Raw genomic sequence first — 15,376 nt, 5'->3', positions numbered from 1 at the left:
ATCACTCTGGCCCTGCAATCCTGTCTGTGCTTTAGCCGTCGCCATCACGGTTCGATGGAAAAGGACGGCACGCTCCATGAATATTCATGAATATCAGGCGAAGGAACTGCTCGCGAAATATGGCGCGCCGATCGCCGCCGGTTATGCCGCTTTCTCGGTCGAGGAAGCTGTCGAGGCCGCCAAGAAGCTGCCCGGACCGCTTTATGTCGTAAAGTCGCAGATCCATGCCGGTGGCCGCGGCAAGGGCAAGTTCAAGGAACTGCCCGCCGAAGCCAAGGGCGGCGTTCGCCTCGCCTTCAATCTGGATGAGGTCAAGGCGCACTCGGCCGACATGCTGGGCAACACGCTGGTGACGATCCAGACCGGCGACGCGGGCAAGCAGGTCAACCGCCTCTACATCACCGACGGCGCCGACATCGACAAGGAATTCTACCTTGCCCTGCTGGTCGATCGCGCCAGCAGCAGGATCGCGTTCGTCGTATCGACCGAAGGCGGCATGGATATTGAGGAAGTCGCCCATTCGACCCCTGAAAAGATCCATAGCTTCTCCGTCGATCCGGCGACCGGCTTCATGCCGCATCATGGCCGTTCGGTGGCTGCCGCGCTGGGCCTGACCGGTGATCTGGCCAAGCAGGCGTCCAAGGTCGCAGGCTCGCTCTATGCCGCCTTCCTGGACACCGATGCCGAGCAGATCGAAGTCAATCCGTTGGCGCTGACCAAGCAGGGCAACCTGCTGGTGCTGGACGCCAAGGTCGGTTTCGATGGCAACGCCATGTTCCGCCACAAGGACATCGCCGAACTGCGCGACCTGACCGAGGAAGATGCGGCCGAAGTCGAAGCATCCGAATATGACCTCGCCTATATCAAGCTGGACGGCAATATCGGCTGCATGGTCAACGGCGCTGGCCTGGCCATGGCGACGATGGACATCATCAAGCTGAACGGCGAGTTCCCCGCCAACTTCCTGGACGTCGGCGGCGGCGCTTCGAAGGAAAAGGTGACCGCAGCGTTCAAGATCATTCTGAAGGACCCTGCGGTCAAGGGTATCCTGGTCAACATTTTCGGCGGCATCATGAAGTGCGACATCATCGCCGATGGTATCGTGGCCGCAGCCAAGGAAGTTGACCTGTCGGTCCCGCTGGTGGTTCGCCTGGAAGGCACCAATGTGCAGCAGGGCAAGGACATTCTCGCGGCTTCGGGCCTGGCCATCGTCCCGGCGGACGATCTGGGCGACGCAGCACGCAAGATCGTCGCAGAAGTGAGGAAGGCAGCCTGAGGCCGCTTTTCACCTGAACTGACACCATTTGGGTGCGGGTAGTCCGGTTTCGGGCTGCCCGCGCCCGTGTTGGCATTTATAATGGAGGATGTTGAAATGAAGATCCTTGTCCCCGTGAAGCGGGTGATCGATTATAACGTAAAACCGCGCGTCAAGGCGGACGGGACGGGTGTTGATCTGGCGAACGTCAAGATGAGCATGAACCCGTTTGACGAGATCGCGGTCGAAGAAGCCATCCGTCTCAAGGAAAAGGGCGTGGCGACCGAGGTGATCGCGGTGTCGATCGGCGTTGCCAAGGCGCAGGAAACGCTGCGCACGTCGCTCGCCATGGGCGCCGACCGGGCGATCCTGATCCAGACCGATGACGAGGTCGAGCCGCTGGGCGTGGCCAAGCTGCTCGCCAAGGTGCAGGAAGAGGAAGGCGCTGGCCTGATCATCCTGGGCAAGCAGGCGATCGACGATGACAGCAACCAGACCGGCCAGATGCTGGCGGCGCTGCTGAACCTGCCGCAGGGCACTTTTGCATCGAAGGTAGAGGTTGAAGGCGACAGCGTGTCGGTAACCCGCGAAGTCGATGGCGGGCTGGAGACGGTCAAGCTGTCCACCCCCGCGATCGTCACCACCGACCTGCGTCTGAACGAGCCGCGCTATGCCTCGCTGCCCAACATCATGAAGGCGAAGAGCAAGCCCCTCGCGCAGAAAACACCTGCCGATTATGGCGTTGACATCGGCGCACGGCTGGAAACGCTCAAGGTCGTCGAACCGCCCAAGCGCACCGCGGGCGTCAAGGTCGCCGATGTCGATGAACTGGTTGCCAAGCTCAAGGCTATGGGAGTTGCCGCATGAAAACGCTCGTTTGGGTCGAACATGACGGCGGTGCCGTCAAGGATGCCACGCTTTCCGCCGTCACGGCAGCGGCAAAGCTGGGCGAAGTGCATTTGCTGGTCGCTGGCGAAGGCGTCAGCGCGGTCGCGGAAGAGGCCGCGAAGATTGCGGGCGTTGGCAAGGTTCATGTCGCTGATGACGCGGCCTTTGGCCATGCACTCCCCGAAAATGTCGCACCGCTGATCGTGGAACTGATGGGGCATCATGATGCCTTCGTTGCGCCCGCCACCAGCAATGGCAAGAATATCGCGCCGCGCGTCGCCGCTCTGCTCGACGTCATGCAGATCAGCGACATATTGTCGGTCGAGAGCGAAGACACGTTCACCCGGCCAATCTATGCGGGCAACGCGATCGCGACGGTCAAGTCGAAGGACGCCAAGAAGGTGATAACCGTGCGCGGCACGGCGTTCGACAAGGCGTCGCGGGACGGTGGATCGGCAACGGTGGAAGCCGTGAGCTCGACCGGCGACAAGGGCATGTCGTCCTTCGTGGGTGCGGAAATCGCCAAGCTGGAGCGTCCTGAACTGACCAGCGCCAAGATCATCGTGTCGGGTGGCCGCGCGCTCAAGGATGGGCCGACGTTCGAGGAAGTTATCTTCCCGCTGGCGGACAAGCTGGGCGCGGCTGTCGGCGCGTCGCGCGCGGCGGTCGATGCAGGCTATGTGCCCAACGACTATCAGGTCGGGCAGACCGGCAAGATCGTCGCCCCGGAAGTCTATGTCGCGGTCGGCATTTCCGGCGCGATCCAGCATCTGGCCGGCATGAAGGACAGCAAGACCATCATCGCGATCAACAAGGATGAAGATGCGCCGATCTTCCAGGTGGCCGACATCGGCCTGGTCGGTGATCTCTTCAAGGTGGTGCCGGAACTGACCGGCAAGCTGTAATCAGGCAAACGCCAATGAAAAAAAGGGCGCGGGTGGAAAATCCCGCGCCCTTTTTGATGTTACTCGCAGCTTACATCGTTCCGATCGATGGCCCGTCCGGCAAGGGCGCCTGCGCCGCCGCCAAGGATCGTGCCGAGCGTTTTTGAACCGCCCGGAGCGATGACATTGCCCAACACGCCGCCGGCAATCGCGCCGACTATCGTGCCGGTCGTGCCGTCGTCCCGTTTGCAATAATAGCGGCCATCGCGATCACGGTAGATTTGTTCGTCATCGCGGATCGGACGGCGCTGGTAACGGGGCGGGCCGCGGCGATCGCCGGGGCGGTCATAACCATAGCCACGGTTTCCGCCACCATCCGATACGCATGCGCCCAGCGGCAGCATCGCGACCATGGCTATGGCCAGGAGGGGTTTGTGCATCACGACACCAGCGGACTGGTGTTGTGGTTCACCTGCGTCACCGGCTTGCTGTCGGCGACGCGCTGGTCGGACAGGTCGGCCTTGGCTTGATTGTAGCGGGCGACGAGATCGTCGCGGAACTGGTCAAGCTTGCCGTCGTCATACAGCTTCTTGCCGACATAGCCGGCGATAGCGCCGAAAATCAGGGTGCGGATCATGGAGTGGCTCCTTTGTTGGTGTCCAAGATGTCGGCCGATCAACGGGCGGCGACGCCATGGGTTCCGGCGGTGCGGACAACAAAGAGAGCGGAAAAGTTACTCGGCCTCGTCGGACAGCCGTTCGGCGCGGGCGTCGGCAGCGGCGGCTTCCCGGCGGGCGCGGGCCGTGTCGGTCAGATCCTGACGTTTGGCCATGGCCAGCCAGGCGGCTTCGGCGCGAAGGCAGCGATCGCGGACATTGCTGAGCGTCGCGGCGTCGGCATCGGAGCGGGCTTGCGCGGCGAGGCTATGATAGTCGGTAACGGCCATTTGGCTCTCCTTGATGTCAAAGGATGAATGGGCCGGGCGCGAAGGAAGACCCCCGCGCCCGATCCGGGCCGTCTGAATTATTCAGCGTGGGCGATGTTCACCGCAGCCATCTTGCCGCGCTTGTCCTGCTCCAGGTCATAGGACACGCGGTCCTTTTCACGCAGGGTAGCCAGGCCAGCGCGCTCGACGGCGCTGATGTGAACGAATGCGTCTGCGCCGCCATTGTCGGGGGCGATGAAGCCATAGCCCTTGTCGGCGTTGAAGAATTTGACGACGCCAGTGATGCTGCTCATGTGGTATTCCTTCTTTCTGTGCGGCGAACCCCGTGTGGACGCGCCGGGTTGCTAAGGGGCAGGGAAAGAAGGAAGTAGGTGCCGCAAAGCGCCGAAGACCGTCGATTTGCGACTGTAGCATCGCTCATGTAGGGCAGGCGACGGCAAATAGCAAATCACGCAACGATCCGCGGCCTTCCGCGCAACCCGATTCACCCGATCCGTCACCCGGCTTGACCGGCCCGTCCTCCCGGCAACCGCGCCAATCCAGCGGCGATCGACGCAGCGACGCTGCATTGGGCGCTCACGACGGATAAATGTCTGGAAAATGGTAGCGGAGGAGGGACTTGAACCCCCGACACGCGGATTATGATTCCGCTGCTCTAACCAGCTGAGCTACTCCGCCCCATGGGGCCGCGCGGGGCGTGTGGCCCTGCGGTGAGGCGGCGCTATACGCAGCAGGGGCGGGTCGGTCAACGGGGGTAATGCAGGTAGAACGCAACTTATTTGCGACGTACGCTCCAGCCTGGCGGCAGGGCCGCGGGATAAGCCGCGATCGTGCCCGAATCGATCGCGCCGACGGCTTCGTTCACCAGCGGACCAAGCTGGCTCATGTCGGGATTATGGCCCGCGCCCGGCATGGTCAGCAAGGTAGCGGGAGTCCCCGCGGCATCGAACAGCGCGTCGGCCTGGCTCAATTCCACCCGGTCGTCGGCAGTGCCCAGCATCATCACCAGCGGAGCGTGGATCTTGGTCGCGGCATCCAGATTGTTCCATTTGTCTGGCAGCAGCAGGCCGACTGCGCCGGGTGCCGATTCCGCCAGCTTGTCGAAGGTCGACAGGGTGACCACACCGGTTACCGACGCTGTCGCCCCGACATGCAGCGCCACCGCGCCGCCCAGCGAATGGCCGACCAGAAAGACATGGGCGTCCGTTCCGACAAGTTGCCGCGCCCGCGTGACGAAGGCGCGGCCGTCCGCCACCAGTCCTGCCTGTGTCGGGCTGCCCGGATTGCCGCCAAAGCCGCGATAGGACACGACGATGACATGATCGCCATGCCCGGTCAGATGTTCGGCATAGCGCGCGGCGACCCCCTGGTTCGATCCGCGCCCGTGGAAGAAGAGGATGACGTCATGATCGCCTGGATCACCCGGCCAATAATAGCCGGTCAGTGACAGCCCGTCCTCGGTCCGTACCGGCAAAGGCTGGGGCGGCGCCTTGGTCCATTGGGCGACGCTGATGGGCGTGGCGTCGGCCTTGTATATCTGTTCGCGTATGCCCGAAGCGCAGGACGCCAGCATCAATGCCGCCGCGACCAGCCCTGTTTTTCTGCCCTGCATCATCATTCCCATGCCGTTTGCAGGCGGGAATAGCGTAATGGCGGGCGTCTGCGCGATTTTTCTGTTGCAATCTTTTTTGCGCCACGTCCTAATGTTGCAACGCACAACCAGCCATATTGGCTGAGGGAGGATCGACAACTTGCCCTTCCATGAAATGTTTGAGCCTGATGGTTCGATACGCCCCTGCTACGCTGAAGTGCAGAAATGGGTGGAGCGAACGGGCATTTCCGGGCTTAATCGTCGACTGGACGAGGCAGAGGCGATCTTCCGCCGCATCGGCATCACCTTCGCCGTCTATGGGGAGGGGGGCGATCCTGAACGACTGATCCCCTTCGACCTGCTGCCGCGCATCTTCACCGCGCAGGAATGGCGTGTGCTGGACAAGGGCATTCGCCAGCGCGCCCGTGCGCTCAACGCCTTCCTGCACGACGTCTATCATCGCGGTGAGATTGTGAAGGCCGGCATCATGCCCGCCGACATCATCTACCAGAACAGCGCCTATCTGGCCGAAATGGCCGATTTTTCGCCCCCCGGCAAAGTCTATAGCCATATTGTGGGCATCGACATCGTTCGCACCGGGCCGGGCAGTTTTGAAGTGCTGGAGGATAATTGCCGCACCCCGTCGGGCGTGTCCTACATGCTCGAAAATCGCGACATCATGACGCGCATGTTCCCTGAACTGTTCGCGCAGGGAATTGTCGCGCCGGTCGACGACTATCCCGCCGAGCTGTTGAAGAGCCTGAAAGAAGTCGCGCCACCCGCCTGCACCGGCGATCCGGTCGTCGTCGTGCTGACGCCTGGATCGCTTAACAGCGCCTATTATGAGCATAGTTTCCTCGCCGACCTGATGGGCGTCGAACTGGTCGAACCGGCGGACCTGTTCGTAGATGAAGGCCGGGTGTGGATGAAAACCACGCTGGGACCGAAGGCCGTCGACGTCATCTATCGCCGTATCGATGACGAATATCTCGATCCGCTGGTGTTCCGCCCGGACAGTCTGCTCGGCGTCCCGGGCATTTTCAACGTCTATCGCAATGGCGGCGTGACGCTGGCTTCGGCACCCGGATCGGGCATCGCCGATGACAAGGCGGTCTATATCTACGTGCCCGAAATGATCCGCTTCTATCTGGGCGAGGCGCCAATCCTGGACAATATCCAGACCTGGCAATGCAGCAAGCCGGACGAATGCGCCTATGTGCTGGAAAATCTGCACGATCTGGTGGCCAAGGAAGTCCATGGATCGGGCGGCTACGGCATGTTGATCGGGCCGAAATCGTCGAAGGACGAAGTGGAGGCCTATGCCGCGCGCATCCGCGCCGATCCGGGCAAGTTCATTGCGCAACCGACGCTGGACCTGTCCACCGTCCCCACGCTCGGCCCCGCCAGCGTCGTGGGTCGCCACGCCGATTTCCGTCCCTATTGCCTGGTCGGCAAGCAATTGCGGCTGGTGCCGGGCGGCCTGACCCGCGTTGCGCTGACCGAAGGGTCGCTGGTCGTCAATTCCAGCCAGGGCGGCGGCGTGAAGGACACATGGGTCATGCAGGATTGATGATGGCTCGCCACACACACCTACATCCGTTCGGGCTGAGCTTGTCGAAGCCCTGCACGTCTCTTCAAGAAAGAACAGCCGCCTTCGGCGAAGCTCAGGACAGGCTTCGACAGGCTCAGGGCGAATGGGGAAGGGGGTATCCCACATGCTGAGCCGGACCGCCGAAAATCTCTACTGGATGGCGCGCTATATGGAGCGGGCCGAAGCCACCGCCCGGCTGCTGACCATGGGGCAGCGCATGGCGATATTGCCCGGCGCGCATCATCGCGACGAATGGCGTTCCGTCGTGCGCGCGACTGGCAGCGGCCACCAGTTTCCCGAAGGGGTGCAGGTGACGGAAAGCGATGTCGTCTCCTTCCTGATGCTGGACCTCGACAATCCCAGTTCGATCCGCTCCTGCCTGCTCAAAGCCCGGTCCAACGCCAAATCGGCGCGCACCATGCTGACGCAGGATATGTGGGAAGCGCTCAACGACGGCTGGCGCAAGCTCGACAGCTATGATGTGTCCGAAGCGCGGCAGCAACTTCCGGCCCTTATCGACTGGGTCAAGACCCGCGTCATGACCTTTCGCGGCGCCACTCATTCGGGCCAGTTGCGCAATGAAGGCCATGATTTCCTGCGCTGCGGCTCCGCGCTGGAACGGGCGCAGATGACGCTGCGGCTGCTTGACGTCAAATATTATGTCCTGCTGCCGGAAACCGAAGTCATCGGCGGCAATCGCGACCATTATCAATGGACATCGGTGCTGCATGCACTGTCGGGCAGCCGTGCCTATCATCATGTCTATGGCGGCACTTACACGCCCTGGCAGATCACCGATTTCCTGATGCTCAACCGCATGTTTCCGCGCAGTGTCGCCTATTGCTACGACCAGCTGGCCTATCGCCTGCACCGGCTGGAAGGGTGGCACGGCACGCGCAACCCCTGCCATGAGACGGTGCAGCAGATGGTGAGCGCGCTCGAACAGCTCGACAGTGGGGAAATCTTCCGCTTCGGCCTGCATGAAACGGTGCAGCACGGGCTGCAAATGACCAACCAACTGGGCATGGAAATCGCCCAAGCCTATCATTTCGGCTAGAAGGGGGAAGGGGGGCCTTTCATGAAATTGCTTGTCCGCCACCAGACCGTCTATCGCTATGACGCATCGGCCGGACGCGTGGCGATGCGGCTGAAGCTGATGCCGGTCGATACCCCGGCGCAGACCGTGCTGGATTGGCAGGTCAGCGTGAATGGCGATGTGCTGACGGATTTTCGCCCCAACAGCTATGGTGAGATGGAAACCATCTGGATTCGCCATGATCGGCAGGACAATGCCGTCATCGTCGCCGAAGGGCTGGTCGAAACCCGCGAGACTCATGGCGTCGTCGGAGCTCCCGTCAGCCGGGTCAATCCGCGCTATTTCCTGCGCGAAACGCCGCTCACCCGCGCGTCGGACGGTATCGCCGCCATGGCCCGCGCCACGCCAGAAGGCGACGGCCCGCTCGCCCGGCTGCACGCGCTGTCCGCCGCCGTCATCGACTCGGTAGGCTATCGCGCGGGCGTCACGACATCGGCCACCACCGCCGCGCAGGCCTTTGCGCTGGGGGCAGGGGTGTGTCAGGACCATGCCCAGATTTTCATCGCCGGGGCGCGTTCGCTCGGCATCCCGGCGCGCTATGTGTCGGGCTATCTGCTGGCAGGCGACGGCAGCGAATTGCATGAAACCCATGGCTGGGCGGAGGCGCTGGTTCCCGAACTGGGGTGGGTCGGCTTCGATCCGTCCAACCGCGTCTGCGTGACCGAACGCTATCTGCGCGTCGCCAGCGGACTGGACGCGGATGAGGCCGCGCCGATCCGGGGCACGATCACGGTTGCGGGCGATATCTCGATTGACGCGGACGTCCGTATCGCGCAGGCGGTTGATGGCGTCGAGGAACGGCAGTTGCAGCGGCAACAGCAGCAGTCTATCCCGCCGTCCAACGCGCAGCTTTGATTCAGCTTTCGGGGACGGGGACGAATGACCTATTGTGTGGCGGTGCGGGTTGACCAGGGGCTGGTCATGCTGTCCGACACCCGCACCAATGCGGGCATGGACAATATCGCCCGCTTTCGTAAGAGCTTCACCTATCTGGTTGAGGGCGAACGGGCGATCACCCTGCTTTGTTCAGGTAACCTGTCGATCACGCAGGGGGTGAAGGCCACGCTCAGCAAGGCGATCAAGGACGCCAAGCTCGACCCCGACATCGAAACCATCCTCAATTGCAGCACCATGCACCGCGTCGCGCAGATCGTGGGCGATGCGATGCGCGCGATGCAGACGCGATACCGCGAAAGCATCGAAATGGGTGGTTCGGGCGCCAGCGCCTCTATCATGATCGCGGGCCAGCGCCGGGGCGGCAAGCCGCGGCTCTACCTCGTCTACAGCGCGGGCAATTTCATCGAAGCGACCGAGGACACGCCTTTCTTCCAGATCGGCGAGCATAAATATGGCAAGCCGATTCTGGACCGCATCATCACGCGCGACACGACGCTGGAGGACGCGACGAAGGCGGTGCTGGTGTCGATGGATTCAACCCTGCGCTCCAACCTGTCCGTCGGCATGCCGCTCGACCTGACGGTCATCCCGACCGACAGGTTCGACTTCCGCGTCCGCACCCGCATCGAAGCCGACAATGAAGAATTCGCCATGATCTCCCAGGGCTGGAGCGCTGCGCTGCGCAAGGGTTTCGAGGATTTGCCCAACGTCTTGGATTGAGCAGGGCCGGAGGGGGAGGCGAAGCAGCCCCGTTTTCGCCACAAGGTTGCGCCGATCGACGGCGGCGGATGGATCATCCCTTGCGCTACCCACACTCCCGCTTCGCACCGCCCAAGCAAATCCTTCGCTTGCCTGCGCGCCGTCACGGCCTATCTCTCCCATCAACACGAATCGCAGTTGAAAGCCTGATATGACCGCCACCCATTCGACCCGTATGCTCATCCTCGGTTCCGGCCCTGCTGGCCTGTCCGCCGCCATTTATGGCGCGCGTGCGGGTCTGGCGCCGATCGTGGTGCAGGGGATGCAGCCGGGCGGGCAGCTCACCATCACCACCGACGTCGAAAATTACCCCGGTTTCAAGGATGTGATCCAGGGGCCGTGGCTGATGGAGCAGATGCAGGCGCAGGCCGAGCATGTCGGCGCGCAGATGATGTATGACCAGATTGTCGATGTTGACCTGTCGCAGCGGCCCTTTCGCCTGACCGGGGACGGCGGCGTCGTCTATGTCGCCGATACGCTGGTCATCTGCACCGGCGCGCAGGCCAAATGGCTGGGCGTAGAAGGGGAAGAGCATTTGCAGGGCAAGGGCGTCAGCGCCTGCGCCACTTGCGACGGCTTTTTCTATCGCGGCAAGAAAGTCGTGGTCATCGGCGGCGGTAATACCGCGGTCGAGGAAGCGCTGTACCTCACCAACCACAGCCATGACGTTACCCTGATCCATCGCCGCGACACGCTGCGCGCCGAAAAGATCTTGCAGGAACGGCTCCACGCCCATCCGAATATCAAGGTGCTGTGGAACAAGGCGGTCGATAAATTCGTCGGCGGCGGCACGCCTGAAGGGCTGGTCGGCGTGGACCTTATCGACACGGTAACCGGCGAAAAGTCGCATGAGCCGACCGACGGCGGCTTCGTCGCGATCGGCCATCATCCCGCAACCGAACTCTTCACCGGCAAGCTGCCGATGGATGAGGGCTATTTGCTGGTCGAAAAGGGCACCACCCGCACCTCGATCCCCGGTGTGTTCGCGGCAGGCGACGTGACCGACAAAATCTATCGCCAGGCGGTGACCGCGGCGGGCATGGGCTGCATGGCGGCGCTGGACGTGGAAAAATTCCTGGCCGAGGCGGATTTCGAGGCGATGGTCGAGGCGTGACTACTTGCCGTTCGGGCTGAGCCAAGTCGAAGCCTTCCACTGAGCGGAGCGAAGTGCCATCACTACGTTCAGGCGGACCCTTCGACTTCGCTCAGGGCGAACGGATATTACTGCGCCACCTTGCTCCGCGCAAAGGCGACCAGCGACCCGAACGTCTCGAACGTGTCGCCGTCGATGTCGTCATCCTCGATCAATATGTCGAAACGATCTTCCATCTCGGTCAGCAAGCCAGCAACCGCCATCGAATCCAGCTCCGGCAGCGCGCCGAACAAGGGCGTGTCAGCCGCGAACCCGTCGACCTGATCCTGCGAAAGGCCCAGCACGTCGCGCAACAGCGCCCGCGTCAGAAGCTCGATGTCATCGGTCCGGTCGACCGGCTGAGGAGATTGCGCCCGCATGATGGGCGTCGTCCTAGTCATTCCCGCTCTATCCGACAAGCGCGGAAATGGCTGTTCGGGCCGCAGGCAGCCAGTTGGACGCATGGCGCGGGTTGAAGGCGTCGATGCGGTGGAGCGGTACTCGCTCCTCCATCCAGTCGCTCTTGTAGGGATTATCGCCCGTGCCATAGTCGATCGTCGCGACCCGATCGCCATCGATCGCTTGGGCAAACATGGCATGGCTCAGCAGCGTGCCGGGCGATCCCGCGTCATGAGCGCGATCATGGGACAGTTTGTGGATGAGCGCGACGCCATTTTCCACCGTCCATAATTGGGTGGCGACTGCGCGGCCCCTGTTCCCCTCGGCCTCCCGCGCAAAGCCCAGCCGCAACGTCCCGGCATCACTTTCCTGCTCGACCAGCGCGCGCAGGAAATTCAGACCGGGTTCCGCCTCCTTCCAGCTGCGCCCGTGCACATCGACATAATCGCGCCACAGATCGTCGGTCAGCCGGTCGCTGATCGACAGGTCATAGCGGTTGGCCCGCGCCCGGCGCCTGACCAGCGTGCGCAGCCGACCGGGGCGGCTGGCCCAATAGGTCGCGAAATCCCGCCCGGCGACCGCCAGAATATGCCGCCCGCCCATTGGCCGCGACAGCGCAAACCATCCGGTCCGGCGCAGGCTGGCCAGCAGTTCGACGCTCGATTCGACCGGATAGAGGTCTATCTGGCTGGCGCTGCGCAACAGGTGGCGGCTCAGCGTGTCGAGCAGGTGTGCCCGCTGCGCCGCATCGGGCTTGCCCGTGAACAGCGGCGACCAGTCGAAACTATACCAGTTGGCCAGCGCAGACAGACGACGGCTTTCATGTTCCAGCAGGAACAGCCAGGCTTGCGCGCCATTATCCTCTGACATGACCACCCGAACCGGAACATCGGCCAGACAATGACGATGCAGCAGATCGAACCAGTCGAACCGGCCAAACAGGCCGGGCACGGCGTCGCGATCGAGACGGCCTTGCAGCGCGTCCCGCACTTGCGCGAGGCTGTGATATTCCCTTGTCGTCGGCAACCGACTATCTCCGCATGCGTGAAGGTGAGGCTTAGGGGCAAAGTCTGGAAATGGAGTTAAGCATGCGCCAGACAGACCAGACCATGACGATCCTGCCGATCGACCACCTGCTGCTGCGCGGCGATCGGGACCGGGCGGCGCTGGACGGGCGGTCGGGCAGCTATAATTTTGCCGAACTGGAAGAAACGCTGGGGCGGCTTGCAGGCTGGCTGGCGGGGTTTGGACTGGAGCCGGGCGCACGGGTGGCGAGCTGGATCGCCAAGGGGCCGGTGGCGGCGCTGATGCCGCTCGCCGCGCCGCGTGCGGGTCTTGTCCATGTCCCGGTCAATCCGCTGCTCAAACATGCGCAGGTGGCGCATATTCTGGCCGATAGCGGCGCGGCGCTGCTGATCGGCACGACGGCGCGACTCGCGACGCTGGCCCCGGGCGATGTGCCGCAGGGGTGCCAGTTGCATCGGGAGGATGACGCCGCCTGCGCCATGAGTGGTGGTACCGCGCTTGCACCCTCGACCGCAGCCCCGGACGATCTCGCCGCCATCCTCTACACAAGCGGATCGACCGGGCGGCCCAAGGGGGTGATGCTCAGCCACGCCAATCTCTGGCTGGGCGCGGTCGCGGTCGCCGACTATCTGGGTCTGACGCCGCAGGACCGCACAGCCTGCGTCCTGCCGTTCAGCTTCGATTATGGCCAGAATCAACTGCTCTCAACCTGGTTTGCCGGCGGCTGCGTCTATCCGCTCGACTATCTGACGGCCCGTGACGTCATGAAGCTGGTCGACCGGCGCGACATCACGACGCTGGCTGGCGTACCGCCGCTCTGGGTGCAGCTGACCGAACTGGATTGGCCGCCGGAGGTAGCGGCCAAGCTCAAACGGCTGACCAACAGTGGCGGCGCGCTGACCCGACCTTTGGTGTCCCGGCTGCGCGCGCTGTTTCCCAAGGCCGATCTTTATCCCATGTACGGCCTGACCGAAGCTTTCCGCTCCACCTATCTGCCGCCCGCCCTGGTTCAGAGCCACCCCGACTCGATGGGGTCGGCGATCCCCTTTGCCGAGATATTGGTGGTCCGCCCCGATGGCAGCATCACTGACGATGACGAACCGGGCGAACTGGTCCATTGCGGCCCCCTCGTCGCCCAGGGTTATTGGCGCGACGCAGCCCGTACCGCCGAGCGCTTCAAGCCTGCGCCATCCGCGTCCCGCTATGGCGGCATGGCGGTCTGGTCCGGCGACACGGTGCGGCGCGATGCCGATGGCCTGCTCTATTTCGTCGGGCGCGACGATGCGATGATCAAGTCGGCGGGCAACCGGATCAGCCCGACCGAGATAGAGGAGGCAGCGGTGGCCGTGCCGGGCGTCGCCGAAGCGGTGGCGCTGGGGGTGAAGGATGAACGGCTGGGGCAGGCGGTCAAATTGCTGATCCGCTCCGCCGACCCGGACGTTGCCCCGGCGGTCTCCACGCACATCAAGGCGGAACTGCCCAATTTCATGCAACCGCGCGAAATCCTTGTGCTGACGGCATTTCCCCGCAATCCCAACGGCAAGATTGATCGAGTCGCGCTGGCGCGGGAGTATGGCATTTGAAACCGATGGGACCGATCCCGGCTTGGTTTGCGGGCGAAGAGGGGATGCTGCTGATCGGCGGCTATGGCGCGGCGAGTCTGGTCGACGAAGTGGGCGATACGCCGCTCTTTGCCTATGACATGGACATTGTCCGGGCGCAGATCCGCCGTTTCCGCGAAGCCATGCCACAGGCGCTTCACCTCCATTATGCGATCAAGGCAAACCCCTATGCGCCGCTGCTGACGGCGATGGCGGAGCAGGTGGACGGCTTCGACATTGCGTCGGGCGGTGAACTGGAGATGGCTCTGGCGGCGGGCATGGACCCGGCACGGATCAGCTTTGCCGGGCCGGGCAAGCGCAATGACGAACTGGAAGCGGCGATCTTTGCCGGGGTCACGCTGAACCTTGAATCCGAAGGGGAGGGGCGGCGCGCGCTCGCCATCGGCCAGCGGATAGGCAAGACCCCGCGCGTCGCCGTGCGGGTGAACCCGGACTTTGATCTCAAAGGATCAGGGATGCGGATGGGTGGCGGGGCCAAACCCTTTGGCGTCGATGCCGATCGCGCCGCCGCGCTCGCCCGCGCGATGATCGATGGCGGTGCGGACTGGCGCGGCTGGCACATCTTTGCCGGTAGCCAGAATCTCGATGCTATGGCGATCATCGAGACGCAGGCGGCGACGATCGCGCTGGCCGCCCGCCTGTCCGAAGCGGTGGGCGTCACGCCGCCGCTGGTCAATCTGGGCGGCGGCTTTGGCCTTGCCTATTTCCCCGGCGACGTGCCGCTCGACATCCGCCCGATTGGCGTTGCGCTCGACACAGCGTTCGAATCGCTGCCGGATATTCTCAAGGGCAGCGCCTTTGCGATCGAACTGGGCCGCTGGCTGGTCGGGGAGGCGGGTGTCTATCTGACCCGCGTGATCGATGTGAAGATCAGCCAGGGCGAAACCTTCGTTATCGTCGATGGCGGGCTGCATCATCAACTTGCGGCCAGCGGCAATTTCGGCACGGTGGTTCGCCGCAACTATCCGATCGCGCTCGCCAACCATTTCGGCGCGCCGCCAGCCGCCGATCCCGTGACGGTCGTTGGCTGCCTCTGCACGCCCATTGACCGGCTGGGCGACAGGATTGCGCTGCCACCAGTGCAGGAAGGCGACCTGATCGCCATTTTCCTTGCCGGGGCCTATGGCGCATCGGCCAGTCCGGCAGCATTTCTTGGTCACCCAAGTCCTCGCGAAGTTTTACTTGGCTGAGTTGTTGGTGACTTAACTCCTAACGGTATCTTTACCCTTTCCCGGCAAGAAGAGCTCGGAAGCCCTGTGCTGACCGGCCCGCCTTGCCCTCTTTGGCGGC

17 protein-coding genes and 1 tRNA gene are annotated in these 15,376 nt (G+C 63.2%); 10 read left to right on the top strand and 8 right to left on the bottom strand.

What is annotated here, in order from left to right; translation table 11 throughout:
- The first annotated feature begins 76 nt into the window (after positions 1 to 76).
- The 3 genes from sucC to SX1_RS15875 all read left to right on the top strand — a co-directional run bounded on the left by sucC (position 77) and on the right by SX1_RS15875 (position 3,048).
- On the top strand, positions 77 to 1,276 hold the full coding sequence (gene sucC / locus SX1_RS15885; RefSeq protein WP_017181339.1) for an ADP-forming succinate--CoA ligase subunit beta: 1,200 nt from the start codon (positions 77 to 79) through the stop codon (positions 1,274 to 1,276).
- A 96-nt stretch (positions 1,277 to 1,372) separates the two neighbouring features.
- Entirely contained in the window at positions 1,373 to 2,122 is a 750-nt protein-coding gene (locus tag SX1_RS15880; RefSeq protein WP_026002082.1) for an electron transfer flavoprotein subunit beta/FixA family protein, read from the top strand.
- Positions 2,119 to 3,048: an electron transfer flavoprotein subunit alpha/FixB family protein gene (locus SX1_RS15875; protein WP_019053782.1), complete on the top strand. Its 930-nt coding sequence runs from the start codon at positions 2,119 to 2,121 to the stop codon at positions 3,046 to 3,048. The genes SX1_RS15880 and SX1_RS15875 overlap by 4 nt, the downstream gene beginning before the upstream one ends.
- Positions 3,049 to 3,107: 59 nt before the next feature.
- On the opposite strand, the gene SX1_RS15870 is transcribed toward SX1_RS15875, so the two are convergent.
- The 6 genes from SX1_RS15870 to SX1_RS15845 all read right to left on the bottom strand — a co-directional run bounded on the left by SX1_RS15870 (position 3,108) and on the right by SX1_RS15845 (position 5,585).
- Entirely contained in the window at positions 3,108 to 3,467 is a 360-nt protein-coding gene (locus tag SX1_RS15870; protein ID WP_026149821.1) for a glycine zipper 2TM domain-containing protein, read from the bottom strand.
- Complete coding sequence (locus SX1_RS15865) at positions 3,467 to 3,664, bottom strand: hypothetical protein (RefSeq protein ID WP_017181335.1); 198 nt, start codon at positions 3,662 to 3,664, stop codon at positions 3,467 to 3,469. Before SX1_RS15865 ends, SX1_RS15870 begins: the two co-directional genes overlap by 1 nt.
- A gap of 96 nt (positions 3,665 to 3,760) precedes the next feature.
- On the bottom strand, positions 3,761 to 3,973 hold the full coding sequence (locus SX1_RS15860) for a hypothetical protein (RefSeq protein WP_017181334.1): 213 nt from the start codon (positions 3,971 to 3,973) through the stop codon (positions 3,761 to 3,763).
- A 77-nt stretch (positions 3,974 to 4,050) separates the two neighbouring features.
- On the bottom strand, positions 4,051 to 4,266 hold the full coding sequence (locus tag SX1_RS15855) for a cold-shock protein (RefSeq protein WP_006948571.1): 216 nt from the start codon (positions 4,264 to 4,266) through the stop codon (positions 4,051 to 4,053).
- A gap of 308 nt (positions 4,267 to 4,574) precedes the next feature.
- A tRNA-Met gene (locus SX1_RS15850) sits at positions 4,575 to 4,651 on the bottom strand.
- Between the two features lie 97 nt (positions 4,652 to 4,748).
- Positions 4,749 to 5,585, bottom strand: a complete 837-nt coding sequence (locus SX1_RS15845; protein WP_255209774.1) for an alpha/beta hydrolase — start codon at positions 5,583 to 5,585, stop codon at positions 4,749 to 4,751.
- Between the two features lie 139 nt (positions 5,586 to 5,724).
- On the opposite strand from SX1_RS15845, the gene SX1_RS15840 reads away from it, so the two are divergent.
- The 5 genes from SX1_RS15840 to trxB all read left to right on the top strand — a co-directional run bounded on the left by SX1_RS15840 (position 5,725) and on the right by trxB (position 11,021).
- Entirely contained in the window at positions 5,725 to 7,134 is a 1,410-nt protein-coding gene (locus SX1_RS15840) for a circularly permuted type 2 ATP-grasp protein (RefSeq protein WP_026149820.1), read from the top strand.
- 145 nt (positions 7,135 to 7,279) lie between these two features.
- Positions 7,280 to 8,212, top strand: a complete 933-nt coding sequence (locus SX1_RS15835) for an alpha-E domain-containing protein (RefSeq protein ID WP_019053778.1) — start codon at positions 7,280 to 7,282, stop codon at positions 8,210 to 8,212.
- A 21-nt stretch (positions 8,213 to 8,233) separates the two neighbouring features.
- Positions 8,234 to 9,106: a transglutaminase family protein gene (locus SX1_RS15830; RefSeq protein ID WP_019053777.1), complete on the top strand. Its 873-nt coding sequence runs from the start codon at positions 8,234 to 8,236 to the stop codon at positions 9,104 to 9,106.
- 24 nt (positions 9,107 to 9,130) lie between these two features.
- Complete coding sequence (locus SX1_RS15825) at positions 9,131 to 9,868, top strand: proteasome-type protease (protein ID WP_017181329.1); 738 nt, start codon at positions 9,131 to 9,133, stop codon at positions 9,866 to 9,868.
- 190 nt (positions 9,869 to 10,058) lie between these two features.
- Positions 10,059 to 11,021: a thioredoxin-disulfide reductase gene (gene trxB, locus SX1_RS15820; RefSeq protein ID WP_019053776.1), complete on the top strand. Its 963-nt coding sequence runs from the start codon at positions 10,059 to 10,061 to the stop codon at positions 11,019 to 11,021.
- Between the two features lie 107 nt (positions 11,022 to 11,128).
- Here trxB and SX1_RS15815 read toward each other — a convergent pair whose 3' ends face one another.
- Positions 11,129 to 11,419, bottom strand: coding sequence for a phosphopantetheine-binding protein (locus tag SX1_RS15815; RefSeq protein WP_017181327.1), 291 nt, complete (start codon positions 11,417 to 11,419; stop codon positions 11,129 to 11,131).
- 28 nt (positions 11,420 to 11,447) lie between these two features.
- Complete coding sequence (locus SX1_RS15810) at positions 11,448 to 12,464, bottom strand: GNAT family N-acetyltransferase (protein ID WP_026149819.1); 1,017 nt, start codon at positions 12,462 to 12,464, stop codon at positions 11,448 to 11,450.
- Positions 12,465 to 12,526: 62 nt separating this feature from the next.
- Here SX1_RS15810 and SX1_RS15805 point away from each other — a divergent pair, with 62 nt between their 5' ends.
- A complete protein-coding gene (locus tag SX1_RS15805) occupies positions 12,527 to 14,047 on the top strand; it encodes an acyl-CoA ligase (AMP-forming), exosortase A system-associated (protein ID WP_019053774.1) in 1,521 nt (506 codons plus the stop codon).
- On the top strand, positions 14,044 to 15,276 hold the full coding sequence (locus tag SX1_RS15800) for a pyridoxal-dependent decarboxylase, exosortase A system-associated (protein WP_026149818.1): 1,233 nt from the start codon (positions 14,044 to 14,046) through the stop codon (positions 15,274 to 15,276). The genes SX1_RS15805 and SX1_RS15800 overlap by 4 nt, the downstream gene beginning before the upstream one ends.
- Positions 15,277 to 15,376: the final 100 nt, after the last annotated feature.

Source organism: Sphingobium xenophagum NBRC 107872, assembly GCF_000367345.1.
Lineage (GTDB): Bacteria > Pseudomonadota > Alphaproteobacteria > Sphingomonadales > Sphingomonadaceae > Sphingobium > Sphingobium xenophagum.
Note: the sequence above shows the minus strand (reverse complement) of the source record. Positions and strands in the feature narration are given on the sequence as shown.

Excerpts from the sequence above, each read along its gene's own strand:
- SX1_RS15860 (WP_017181334.1), bottom strand. The coding sequence starts at position 3,973 with ATGGCCGTTACCGACTATCATAGCCTCGCCGCGCAAGCCCGCTCCGAT.
- SX1_RS15825 (WP_017181329.1), top strand. The coding sequence starts at position 9,131 with ATGACCTATTGTGTGGCGGTGCGGGTTGACCAGGGGCTGGTCATGCTG.
- trxB (WP_019053776.1), top strand. The coding sequence starts at position 10,059 with ATGACCGCCACCCATTCGACCCGTATGCTCATCCTCGGTTCCGGCCCT.
- sucC (WP_017181339.1), top strand. The coding sequence starts at position 77 with ATGAATATTCATGAATATCAGGCGAAGGAACTGCTCGCGAAATATGGC.
- SX1_RS15880 (WP_026002082.1), top strand. The coding sequence starts at position 1,373 with ATGAAGATCCTTGTCCCCGTGAAGCGGGTGATCGATTATAACGTAAAA.
- SX1_RS15830 (WP_019053777.1), top strand. The coding sequence starts at position 8,234 with ATGAAATTGCTTGTCCGCCACCAGACCGTCTATCGCTATGACGCATCG.
- SX1_RS15865 (WP_017181335.1), bottom strand. The coding sequence starts at position 3,664 with ATGATCCGCACCCTGATTTTCGGCGCTATCGCCGGCTATGTCGGCAAG.
- SX1_RS15845 (WP_255209774.1), bottom strand. The coding sequence starts at position 5,585 with ATGCAGGGCAGAAAAACAGGGCTGGTCGCGGCGGCATTGATGCTGGCG.
- SX1_RS15835 (WP_019053778.1), top strand. The coding sequence starts at position 7,280 with ATGCTGAGCCGGACCGCCGAAAATCTCTACTGGATGGCGCGCTATATG.
- SX1_RS15875 (WP_019053782.1), top strand. The coding sequence starts at position 2,119 with ATGAAAACGCTCGTTTGGGTCGAACATGACGGCGGTGCCGTCAAGGAT.
- SX1_RS15870 (WP_026149821.1), bottom strand. The coding sequence starts at position 3,467 with ATGCACAAACCCCTCCTGGCCATAGCCATGGTCGCGATGCTGCCGCTG.
- SX1_RS15815 (WP_017181327.1), bottom strand. The coding sequence starts at position 11,419 with ATGCGGGCGCAATCTCCTCAGCCGGTCGACCGGACCGATGACATCGAG.
- SX1_RS15805 (WP_019053774.1), top strand. The coding sequence starts at position 12,527 with ATGCGCCAGACAGACCAGACCATGACGATCCTGCCGATCGACCACCTG.
- SX1_RS15855 (WP_006948571.1), bottom strand. The coding sequence starts at position 4,266 with ATGAGCAGCATCACTGGCGTCGTCAAATTCTTCAACGCCGACAAGGGC.